7 protein-coding genes are annotated in these 11,208 nt (G+C 70.7%); 4 read left to right on the forward strand and 3 right to left on the reverse strand.

Features of this window, described 5'->3' with window-relative positions:
• Positions 1–650: 650 nt before the first annotated feature.
• The 4 genes from ACFC1R_RS31265 (at position 651) to ACFC1R_RS31280 (ending at position 5,540) form a co-directional block, all read left to right on the forward strand.
• A complete protein-coding gene (locus ACFC1R_RS31265; RefSeq protein ID WP_375944363.1) occupies positions 651–1,745 on the forward strand; it encodes a hypothetical protein in 1,095 nt (364 codons plus the stop codon).
• Between the two features lie 636 nt (positions 1,746–2,381).
• Complete coding sequence (locus tag ACFC1R_RS31270) at positions 2,382–2,813, forward strand: hypothetical protein (RefSeq protein ID WP_375944365.1); 432 nt, start codon at positions 2,382–2,384, stop codon at positions 2,811–2,813.
• A 513-nt stretch (positions 2,814–3,326) separates the two neighbouring features.
• Entirely contained in the window at positions 3,327–4,994 is a 1,668-nt protein-coding gene (locus tag ACFC1R_RS31275) for a replication-relaxation family protein (RefSeq protein ID WP_375944367.1), read from the forward strand.
• Between the two features lie 99 nt (positions 4,995–5,093).
• Positions 5,094–5,540: a hypothetical protein gene (locus ACFC1R_RS31280; RefSeq protein WP_375944369.1), complete on the forward strand. Its 447-nt coding sequence runs from the start codon at positions 5,094–5,096 to the stop codon at positions 5,538–5,540.
• A gap of 1,206 nt (positions 5,541–6,746) precedes the next feature.
• Here the strand turns inward: ACFC1R_RS31280 and ACFC1R_RS31285 are convergent.
• Genes ACFC1R_RS31285 through ACFC1R_RS31295 form a run of 3 tightly spaced genes read right to left on the reverse strand, consistent with a single transcriptional unit; the run spans position 6,747 to position 10,638 of the window.
• Positions 6,747–7,781 (reverse strand): TniB family NTP-binding protein, encoded by a 1,035-nt coding sequence (locus ACFC1R_RS31285; RefSeq protein WP_375944376.1) that lies wholly within the window; start codon positions 7,779–7,781, stop codon positions 6,747–6,749.
• Between the two features lie 5 nt (positions 7,782–7,786).
• Positions 7,787–9,865 carry a Mu transposase C-terminal domain-containing protein gene (locus ACFC1R_RS31290; RefSeq protein ID WP_375944370.1) on the reverse strand — a complete coding sequence of 693 codons (2,079 nt, stop codon included), beginning with the start codon at positions 9,863–9,865 and terminating at the stop codon, positions 7,787–7,789.
• On the reverse strand, positions 9,862–10,638 hold the full coding sequence (locus tag ACFC1R_RS31295; RefSeq protein WP_375944372.1) for a TnsA-like heteromeric transposase endonuclease subunit: 777 nt from the start codon (positions 10,636–10,638) through the stop codon (positions 9,862–9,864). The genes ACFC1R_RS31290 and ACFC1R_RS31295 overlap by 4 nt, the downstream gene beginning before the upstream one ends.
• Between the last annotated feature and the right edge of the window lie 570 nt (positions 10,639–11,208).

Here is an 11,208-nt window from a genome sequence, read left to right on the forward strand (position 1 = left end):
CACAGGTCAGCCCGTACGCGGCTGCGCCCCGCGCCACCGCACCATGCGCATGGCGCCGGCCGCCATCCGCACGACGCTGCGCCGCACCCCGCAAAGGGCCGGTGAGTTCTCCTGCGCACTGGTTAGTTCCGCCCCACAAGGCGGTGAGTTTCGCCCCGCCCAAACTCCCCAGCGCAGGTCAGAGCATGTGCGAGGCCGCCCGCACTCCGGCCCGCTCCTGCGCATCGCCCGGCCGGAGGCTGGACCCGGCACCCGCGCCAGGCGACCGCCCGCACCGCATGCGCAGCCGTCCCGCACCCGCGTTGCACATGCGCGACGGTGCCCACCCGCACCGCAAGCAGTCCTTGCGGGACGCGCAGACCCAAGGCGAGCCCGGCCTTGCGGGGCGGCCCGCGGCGAAGACCGGCGCCGTGCTGCACCGGCCGGTTCCGCGCCGCACGGTGCAGCGCCCGCTGCCGGGCTCCAGCCACGTGCAGCACCGGACCGCGCTGCACCTGCTGCACCCCCACCTCGGTGTGCAGCACCGCCCGGGACAACCGCCCCAGCCGCGCTGCAGAACCCCTTGTCCTCGCCCGCCCCGCGCTCGGGTTTCGCCCCGCGCGGGGCGAAACCCGACCTGGGCGCTGACCTCGGCGGCTACCATCCCGGACATGGACAGCGCCCCGCCGACCGCCGCCACCGACCAGCCGGCCGACAGCGCGGCACCGGCCCGGCAGTGCGCCCGCCCCGGCTGCTCGAACCCGGCGCCCAAGGGTCCCACCGGCCGGCCACGCACCTACTGCTCCCGCTCCTGCCGTAGCAAGGTCGACCGGGCCAAGGCCAAGGCCCGCGAAGCAGCAGCCGGGACCGCCGCACCGCTGCCCGCTCCGGCCGCTGCACCCGTCCCTGCTGCTGCACCGGACCACGCTGCACCTGCTGCACCTGCTGCACCACCCGGCGCTGCCCCTGCTGCACCCGCGGCCGCCGTCCCGGCCGGGGACGACCGCTGGGGCGAGGACGGCCAACACCTCCTCGGCCTCGCCGACGCGCTGCGCCGCAAGCTCACCTGGTTCCTGGAGGAGACCGAGACCGGCGACCCGGTCGCCGCCTTCAAGGAACTGGCCCTGCGCCTGCCCGGCTACAGCCACCGCGTCTACTCCGCCGCCCAGGAGATCCGGGACAAGACCCGCTGGCCCGACCTCACCGAGCGCGAACGAGTCAACCGCCGCATGCGCGAGCGGATCGACATCTGGGACAACGACACCGCCCAGGTCGACGACGACCAGCCCGACAGTTCCGCCCCGCGAGGCGAAACCCCGACCGACGGCGACGACCAGGAGCAGCCCGCCGCGGCGCCGGCCGCCGCCGCCCCGGCCCCGCCCGCCGCGCCGGTTGCCCTGCCCCGCCAGCAGACGGACAACCCGCCGAGCGTCCCGCCGGAGCCGTACCTGCGCGGCCTCGGCCGGTTCGACCTCATCCAGAACATCAGCACGCTGATGCAGCAGCCGGGCTGGGACCTGGCCGGATGGACCCGGGCCCCCGGCCTGTTCTACGTCCGCAAGGCCGGCCGGGCGCTCGCCTGGATCGAGCACGGCGCGGCCCGCCTGGACGGCTGGGCCCTGGTGATCGACGGCCGCTTCGTCGCCGGCCCCGCCGACCGGAGCCGCCCGCTGGTCGCCAGCACCGCCGAGCTGGCCGCCCTGCTGGTGCGCCAGGCCCTGGAGGAGGGGCTGATCGACGCCGACGCAGCCCCGGCCCTTGGCTGACCGGCTGTGCACCTTGTGAGGCGTCTTCTCGGACACCTTGTCAGGCGCCTTGTGGAGCGCCTACCCGGGTGTCTTGTGAGCACCTGACGATTCGCCCCGGCACGGTATAGATCCAGGTCAGAACCTGTGTGGGGCGGTCCGGAAATGCCGACAACCCCTTCTCCTTCTTGGTCTTGGTGGGTGTGGTCGGTTGGTCGGTTCGGGGTTCGCGCCTGCGGCGGGCTGTTGGTCATTTCGCGTCCGGCGGTGCCGGCCGCGGCCTGCGGGGCCGGGCGACGGCCGTCGACCAGCCCCGCGCCGGGTGCAACGTAGGTACCACCGCAGGTACCACCGGGCACACCACCGCAGGTGGCACCGCACCTACCACCGTAGGTACCCCGCCGTCTTCGCGTACTGCCGAGCGTTTCCGCAGCTCAGAGTCGGTTTCAGGCGCGCCGGAAAATCAGACAACCCCCTCTGTCTGGCCCTCTCCCCGGTTGCTGGTGGTGTGGTGGGTGCGGTTTGGGTGACGGTCCGGACGGCGGGGCTTCTGCCCTGCCGGGGGCTGTTGGGTGTTGATGCGTCCGGCGGTGCCGGCCGCGCCGCCCGGCGAGCAGCTGCCCGACACCGGGCCGCCCCCGGACTCGTTGAACCGCCGTGAGCAACCCGTCGTCCACCCGGCGAGCCCTCGGCCCCGGCGCCGCCCGCGCCCTCGGCCCCCAACGCCCCCCAGGCCACCCACAGCCGCCCTGGGCGGGCCCGGCCGCCGTCCCGGACCCACCAGCCCGCCCGGACGCCCCGCAGCCCGCCCCACGGCCCGCCGAGCAAGCCGTCGACGCCATCGCCGCGCTGCGCCACGTCCGCACCCCGGCCGCCGTCCTCGAGTCCGCGCTCCACCTCGCCCAAGCCCTCCTCGCCCGGCCCGGCGAAGACCCGCTCCTCCTGGAAGCCGCCGAGGGCCTGGCCGCCGTCATCCCGCAGTACCTCCCCGCCGCCCGTACCCCGGCACCGACACCGCCGGCCCCGCCCGTCCGGCTGCGCCCGGCACCGGAGCCGACCGTCTCCGTCCTCGGCACCCTGCGGGCCTGAGCCCCGGTTCGGACCGCCGGCCGCCGCGTACGGCGTGCCCGCGGCGGGTAGTGTTCCGGGCAGTGCCCAAGGCGCCGTCACGGCGCGCATACGGGCCCCGGCGAGGCGAAACCGCCCGCCGCGCATCCCCGGGTGTTTCCCCGGGGCCGTCCCCGGGTGGTGCCCCGGGGGGATCCTCCCGCCAGGGTTTCGACATCTGCCCAGGTCATCCCAACAATTTGGGCCTCCGCAGGTTGCCGACAACCCTCTCCCTTCCCTCTCCTTGGCTGTTGGTGTTGGTGGTTGGCGGCTGGGTGGGGCGGTACGGGCTCGGGTTCGCTCCGGGTCCGGCGGGCCCCTGCTGCCGCTCCCGGGCCGCTGTGGCCCTCCCTCCCGGCCGGGCGGCCGGGCGCCTCCCGGTGGTCGGCGCGCGGCGGGGGGTGGGGCGGGCGGTGGCGGTGGGCGGCCCGGTGTCGGTGGTGTGCGGTAGAGCAGAGAAGATCAGCACTACGAACGATCAGCCGGGGGCAGGGCATGAACCACGACCAGGACGACGGCCAGTACGAGCAGCACGACGGCGAACAGCCGGCGCCCCGGCCCGGCCGGATCAACTTCCGCCGCTCCGCTCGCAACCCGAACGGCTCCGGCGCCGCGCTGCGCGCCGACGTCCTCGCCGTCCTGGGCGTGCTCAAGGTCGTCACCTACAAGCAGCTGCACGCCCTCATCGCCAACGACGAGTACCGCGACCACCACCGCACCGAGCACGTTGCCGAAGCCGTCCGCGACCTGATCAAGCACAAGCTCGTCGAAGAACGCGGCCGCACCAGCACCATCGGCGCCCTCCAGCCCGGCGCCAGGCCGCAGCCCACCACCCGCTCCGCCCTCGGCGCCAGGAGCAGCGGACCCGGCGAGAAGATCTTCGGCCTCACCCCGGCCGGACTGCTCGCCGCCGCCGAGGCCCTGGGCGACGACCGCGAGATGGGCGGCCACGCCCGGGGCGCCGGAGAGACCGGCGCACCCCACGCCATGCTCGTCAACGAGTTCATCATCAGCGCCGTCACCGGCACCACCACCCACGGCGCACCACCCCGTACCGACGACCGCCAGGCCCCGCCCCGCCGCGCCCTGCCCGAGGGCCCGCTGCCCGGCGGCCTGGATGCCTGGGCCACCGAGGTCGCCCACCCCATCACCGGCAAGCAGACCGTCATCCCCGACGCCGTCGTACGCCTGCCGGAGTTCGGCCACCCCGTGCTCTTCGTGGAAGTCGACCGGGGCACCATGACCGACATCAACAAGGTCGCCGGCAAGCTCGACAACTACCACCGGTGGTTCAGCAAGCTGGTCAAGGAAGGCCACCACGAACGCCCGAAGTTCGAGATCGACTACGGCTCCCTCACCGCCCCCGGCTACGGCTACCACCACAGCGACGTGCCGCGTCCGCCCGTCCTGTTCGTCTTCGACCGCGGCCTCAAGGGCGGCCGGCCCCGCTTCACCGAGAAGGGGCTGTACGCCCGCATCGACGCCTTCGGCGCCGCCACCCGCCACCACTGGGAAGGCCGCCACCACGAAGAGGAGGGAGTGGAGTACCAGACCTTCAAGGGCAAGATCCCCGTCCTGGCCACCACCACCGACCGCCTCCTGGAACGCGGCTTCCTCGGCCCCGACACCTGGTGGCGCTACGGCCTGGGCACCTGGACCGACCTCGCCCACGCCCTCGACCCCAAGCCCGACCGCGACCTGATCCGCAAGCGCCGCAAGGCCCGCCAGGACCAGGAGCGCGCCGACGCCCAGGCGGCGGCCAAGGCCGAGCAGGACGCCCTGGACGCCGAGCAGCGCGCCAAGCTGCTCGCCGCCCGCGCCCACAACGACGCCCTGCACCCCTGCTACACCTGCCACGGCCCGCTCGGCGGCGCCCACGACTCCAGCCACGAACTGGACGAGAACAGCCACCCGGACCGCCTGGAATGCCCCTCCTGCGAGCTCGGCCGCCGCGCCGCGATGGGCCGCCCCATCATCCTGGAGCTGCCCACCGCCCGCGCCCTCCGCCGCGCTGAGAAGAGCGGCCCGCCCGACGACGACCCGTGGTGGCAGGTGCGCCTCCTCCACGCAAAGCGCTGGCCGAAGCAGGCCAGAAGCAGCGGAGAAACTCCCCGCGATATCACACAGATTCCACGCGGCCGATCAGTGCCAGACAAGCGCTGAAAGCGGAGAACGTAAACGCGTGCATTATGAACCCGCCCACCCAATTGAGGATGGGCGGGTTCGCACCTTTCCACAGGCACCCCAGGGCCACACTGAGCCATGCCAACAAAAAGCGCCCCGGTCACCTGCCAATTCCACGAACCCTTCGCGCAACGCTGCACAATCGACCAACCCCGCACCACGAGAGAAAATCTCCTCGCCCTCCTCCAGCACTACACCCACGGCCCACTCGACCTTGGCCACCTCCACCGCCCGGACACCGCCACTCACACCGCCCTGAACCTCCTCGCCCACCTCCTCAACACGCGACCCACCACGCTGCGCCGCCACCTGCGAGGCACCCGCCGACCGGCGGGCCGCAAGCTGCGCGCCGCCGTCACCGATCTGTTCCGGAGGGAGTTCTGCGTACAGAACCAGCTCGACACCGAGGTCCGGCGGGTCCGTGAGGAGTCAGGCCGGGCCCGCCGCCGCGCCGTCCTCGCAGCCCGCGAGGAAGAGGACCAGTGGCTGCGGCAAGCGGTCCTCAAGCGCTACCTGGAGAGCTGACCGAGGACCCGGTCGGGCGGGGCCGGCACTGCAACGCGGGGTGCAACGCGGGGTGCAACACGGGTGCAACGCGGGGTGCAACACAACGACAGCGTTGCACCCCTGACCTGCGGAAATACATGCGCAGAGGGCTCCACGGCCCGTGTTGCACCCCCCGCGTTGCACCTGCCGCTGGCCTCCGGGCAGCGACCTGCCAGCAGCTGTCTTTGACCTGTGACAGCGATCCTTGAGCGAGTGTCATCGAAGATTGAGTGACGCTGGTTTGTGTCAGCGAAGGTTGAGCACTTGGCTTGCAGTGCCAGTGAAGATTGATCTCTGCAGGTCAGCTGGCCCGGCGTTCACGCAGTTCTGCTCGCCTGCGGGTTGCCCGCTGTCGGCAGGCTGACGAGCACCAGCGCCGGTTCGGCCGGCTGGTCTGGAATGCGGTGCCGCACTGGCCGCAGTAGCCCTCGCGGCTGACGGGTTCGCGTTGCCCTGTTCTCTCCTGGCGGGAGGCTTTGTGGCGGCAGGCTGACGAGCACCAGCGCCGGTTCGGCTGGCTGGTCTGGAATGCGGTGCCGCATTGGCCGCAGGTCCGCTCGGAGGGGGCGAAGGGTGTTCTCTCCCAGCGGGAGGCCTTGTTGCGGCAGGCTGCTGAGCAGGTGCGACGGCTGGGATGTGCTTGGGGTGGGAGGGCGCGTTCGCAGATGACGCATTGCCGGGGTTGCGGTTCGAGGCCGTTGTCGGTGGCTGCGGAGGTGCTGGTGTGTTGGCGTTGGAGGTAGGCGGTGCGGCGGCAGGGCGAGGAACACAGGAAGCGGCCTTGTTCCGGCTGGATGCGCATGGGCTTCGCGCAGATGCGGCAGGGGACGGTCCTTTGGACGACGCCTCGGCGGTACTTCTTCTGCCGACAGGCCTTCGAGCAGGTTCTCGGCTTGGTGCCGAAGCTCGACCGGGGGCGGATCGTGGTGCCGCACTCGGCGCATTCGATCGTCTCCAGGATCTGGCGGAGCCGGACCGGGTCGCGCCCAGTGACGGCGGCGATCCGGTCCCAGGCTGGAGCCCCGCGGTGATGTGGGGGTTCGGTCAGGTATTTCCGCAGGTAGGCAGGTGGGAGGTGGTTGGCGTCGGCGAGGCGCGTGATGAATGACGCGCCGCCTTCACCGCGGTCCGGCCGGACCTGGAAGGGGAGTTTGACGATCGGCTGATCACCGAGGAAGGGTGTGGTCACTGGTCGGCGTGCGGTGCCGGGGGACGGCCGGGGCGCTTGCGACGGGAGGCGATGTCCAGGTCGACAGCCAGCAGGCCCGCCTTGGTGATCTTCTCGGCCCCGGTGAGGATGGCGTCGACGGCGGCGCCGCGGATCTGGTGGGAGAGGGTGCCGATCATGCCGCCGGTGCGGGTGTGCAGGAAGCGGTCCAGCCGGGTGAGAGTCCCTGGCTTGTGCTGGTGCAGCAGCAGGTTGGCCTCCATCTGGGCGACCAAGGCCTTCCACTCCTGGTTGTAGGGGAACGAGTGAGTGGCGACCGAGGTGAACCGTGCGGCGATCTGGTCGCCTCGGAGCCCGGCGAGCAGGCCGCAGGCCTCGATGTCGATGCCCGCGTAGGCGAACGTCGCGGGGATGCGCTCGGAGAAGTACTTGAGCGTGTCCGACGCTTCGGCTCCGTTGCGGGTTGTCCCGGATATGTTGTGGATCTCGTCGACCAGGATCAGGCTGGTCCGGGCCTTGGTGCAGACGCCGACCACCGCCTCGGTGAGGTCGGTGGCGTTCGAACTGCGCAGGACGGGCAGGCCGAGGAACCGGGCGAGTTCCGCTGCGATCATCCGATGTGTCGCGGAGGGCGGGACGGTGATGTAGATGACCGGGATGCGCTCATCCTGTCCGGGATGGCGGCGGCGGTCCTGGAGCTCGTGCGTGAGGCCGAGCTGGGTGAGCGCGATGGTCTTGCCGGTGTTGGCTGGCCCGGTGACGATCAGGCCCCGGCGGGCGCTGATCGCTCCGCGGTTCAGGATCGTCAGCCGTCGGCCGCAGGTGACTGTGTTGCGGACGGTTGAGGTCGCGACCACCTGGAGGCGGGCGTGGTGGTCGAGACGGTCCTCGTCGTAGTCGTACTTCTCCTCCTTCGACAAGGCGTCGTACTCGTCCAGAGTGAGCCGGGTCATCGGTCTGTCAGTCGCGGACGCGACGAACTCGCGCCAACCCGGTAGGAGGGTCAGCTGCTGACCGAAGTCGCCCTCGGGGCTGCCAGCCCCGTCTGCCATCGTGATCACAAGCGCTTCCAGGGGTCCTCGAGCGGGTCGAAGAGCCCGAGCGGGATCACTTCGGCCAGCGTGTCCTCGCCCTCCACCAGGTCTTCCGGGGCGGGCTCGTGCTGGGTGGCCGCGGCCGGCGGGGCGGGTGCCGCCATGGTGGTGGCCTTGGTGCGGGCCGCGACGCGGCGATCGGCCTTGTCCGCTTTGCCCCTGCGAGGCTTCTTCGAGGGCGGCTGGTCGGGGCCGGCGTGGGCCCGGGTGAGCAGGTCGGCGACGGCCTGGGCGAGTTCCTCCTCGGTGGCCCTGGGAAGTTGGTGGCTGACGTGGTCCCAGGCCAGGTCTCCGAACGGGACCGGGGCCCGGTTCAAGTGCTTCCAGGTGGCACGGACCCATCCGCTGGCGCCGCGGTGGTCGCGGACCCAGACGTAGGAGACGTCATAGGGGTCGCGGTGGACCTCCCAGAGCCCGCGCTTGGCGGTGACGCCGGAGTCGCGCCGACGCATTGGGCCGAGCTCGGGGCTGTCGTAGGTGCGGTTATTGATCTTGATGCCGTAGGAGTTGACGGCCCGCCAGGCCGCGGGCAGGAGCTCGATGTAGTCGTCTCCGCTGAGTGCGACCGGGACGTAGCCGCTGGCCTCGACCAAGGCGGCGTACTTCTGGTTCGGCGTGAAGAGCCGGCCCGGGTGGTCGGGGTCGCGTAGGCCGTCGTGGGGGCGGTTTTGCCACTTCGCGACGATCCACTCGTCCAGCAGATCCTGCAACTCGGGCAGAGACCACAGGTTCTCCTCCTCGAGGTGCCTGCCCCGAAGGTCGGTATTGCGGCCGGTGTAGCCGGGCAGGAACTGCGCGAACATCCCGGCGACGGTGTCGAGCATCTTCTCGATGTGACCCTTCTGGAAGGGCGAACCCTTCAGGGTGGGCTGGAAGTCGATCTCCAGGAAACGGCAGGAGGAGCGGAAGTTGCGGGAGATGAACACCATCCCGTGGTCGCAGACGATCGTCTCGGGGACGATGACCGGCTTCGCGGCCGCGTGCTCCATCCGCTTGTCCAGGGACAGCAGGCGCCGGTGGGGCAGTACCGAACGGGACATCTTCAGCGCGTCCGCCCAGCCTGGCCGCATCAGTTCCGGGGTGACCGTGCGAGCCAGCAGGATGCTCGCGTCCACCGACTTCGTCGTCGGCCGCAGCACCGCCGCCGACAGGGTCCTGGTCGCGACGTCGATCATCCCGGTGATCTCGACCTTCCCGACGACCCCGTTGTCGAGGCGGACCAGCACGTCGAGCGGGCTGGAGTCGATCTGCATTACCTCGCCCGGAGCCGACACCGTCAACTCGCCGAACGGCGCGTTGGCGCCGTGCGCGACGGAACGACGGGTGCGGGCCGAGCCGGTCGCGTGGGTGCCCTTCGCGAGCTTCTCCAGCAACCGGTAGAGCGACCGTCGCGAAGGCGGCTCGACGGCCCCTTCCGTGGTCTGCCGCAAGATCTCCTGGGTCCGCCAGATGAGGTAGGCCCCGTTCCGGGTCGAGGCGTCGACCCCCTCCCTGATGGCCTGCCGCATCGCGTCGACGACCTCGTCGGGTGCCTCCCCGAACTCCTTCCGTTTCCGGACTGGTCGGTGATCAGCCAGTCCGACCAGTCCGTCCGCAAGGTAGCGGCGTCGCCGCCAGCCGACCGTGTTGGGCTTGACCGGGTGCCCGAGAGCGGTCAGCTCGGCCGCCTTCACCCTCTCGCGGGACGTCACCGACGACCCCGGTCCGTAGCCGGGCCGGGGCTCGGTGCCGGGCTCCGCATCCGGTGGCAGCCCGTGCAGGACCTCCAAGATGTGGCCCTCCCACCAAAGTGCCTGCTTCGCCACATCCGGAGGAAATCCGTCCATCAGCCCCACTGCGGGAATGGGCCGGCGCTCGGGCTGGAACAAGATCTCGAAGTCAGCTGCCTCGAACAGGTCGATCAACGCGACCACCCGGTGCGGGGTCTCCTCGTCCTCCAACGTCGCCACTTGGGCGGTGACCTCGAGAACCCCCCTCACCTGGCCGTCGAACCGGATCCGCTGGCCCACTGCGAGAACCGGCGGTCGCGTCAGCCCACTCATCCGCCTGCCTCCGTCCAGACAAGACTGTCGGTCTCCATTACCCCTGTGACCAGGTCCGTTGCCAGAACACCGGACCACAGCAGGTGGAACAGCACCGGCAGGACCTGCAGTCGATCGCCCACCAGACCGGCGCCCTCCCACATCCGATTCGGTTCGCGGAACACCTCCCGCAGCCGGTCCGCGATCCAGACGGGTCGGCCGCAGCGGACTCGCCGGTAGCGGGCGAGCCAACGGATGTTCGCCATGAACACCGGCTCGGGCCTGCCCACCCACTCGAACTCCCAGCCCACCGCGTTGCAGGCATCCGCGGTGGCTGCGAAAGCCTCCCGGGTTGCCTCGTCCATGTCGTCCTCGGCGCGGACGTCGACCACGCGGGCACGGCCGTCGGCCAGACGGACGAAGTAGTCCGGAGCGTGTCGGCGGGCACCAGAACGATCACGCCAATGGAGCCAGAACGGCTGCGAGGCAATGCCGATGACCTGCGGATCCCGGTCCAACAGCACCAGTCGGTCGCGCTCCAGCCACGACTCGTAGCCGACGTGTTCCCGGAGTGTCGTCGAGTAGTACCAGCCGGCGAACCCGGGGGCCTCTTTGCGCCAGCTGAACCCGCGGACCGGCTCGACATCCTCGAACCGGACGTTCCAACTCGATTCCAACGGCTCACGTCGACGCGCTCCGCCGTCGAGAAAGCCCAGTTCAAAGGCCGTCAGCGCTTCCAACTCAAGCGCTCGAGCCAACTCTCCCACCCGCCACCAACCATGACTGAGCGCCAACAACTCAAGATTCAGTGGCACAAACTAGCGTCGCTCAATCTTCGTTGGCAATCGCTCAAGGTTCGCTGTCACGGGTCAGTCTTGTCCGGCACCGCCGCCGACCAGGAAGCCGACGAGATCCGCCCACCCTGCGGTACCCGCCCCGGCCGCCGCCCGGGTACCACCAGCGGCCTCAAAACCCGCACCCGCCCAACGGCAGGAAACCCCGACAGTCGAATTCTGAAACACTCCATCGAATTGCAGGGGACGCGAAAGGTGGCCCATGCGAAGAGTCCGAATGCTACAATAGCGACAGGAATTCTGGCCGCTCTCCAAAATGCTGAGAAGCCGCAAAATCAGCCGGTACACACTCGCCCTGCGGCGGGATCTGCTGACAGTGCAGGACTGATACACCCCTGACGGACGGCCACCCTGCGGCCGGACCGGTTCGGTCGGCCAGAGTCCACCCGGGGCCACGGTCTAGACCAATCTGGCAGGAGTGAAGCCGACCCGCACGCGCCCCCTCAGCGCCACCCCTCCCCCTAGTCAGCCTGCCGTAAGTCCAGCCAAAATCCCAGCTCAGTGATATGA

It is taken from the genome of Kitasatospora sp. NPDC056138 (assembly GCF_042264695.1).
Lineage (GTDB): Bacteria > Actinomycetota > Actinomycetes > Streptomycetales > Streptomycetaceae > Kitasatospora.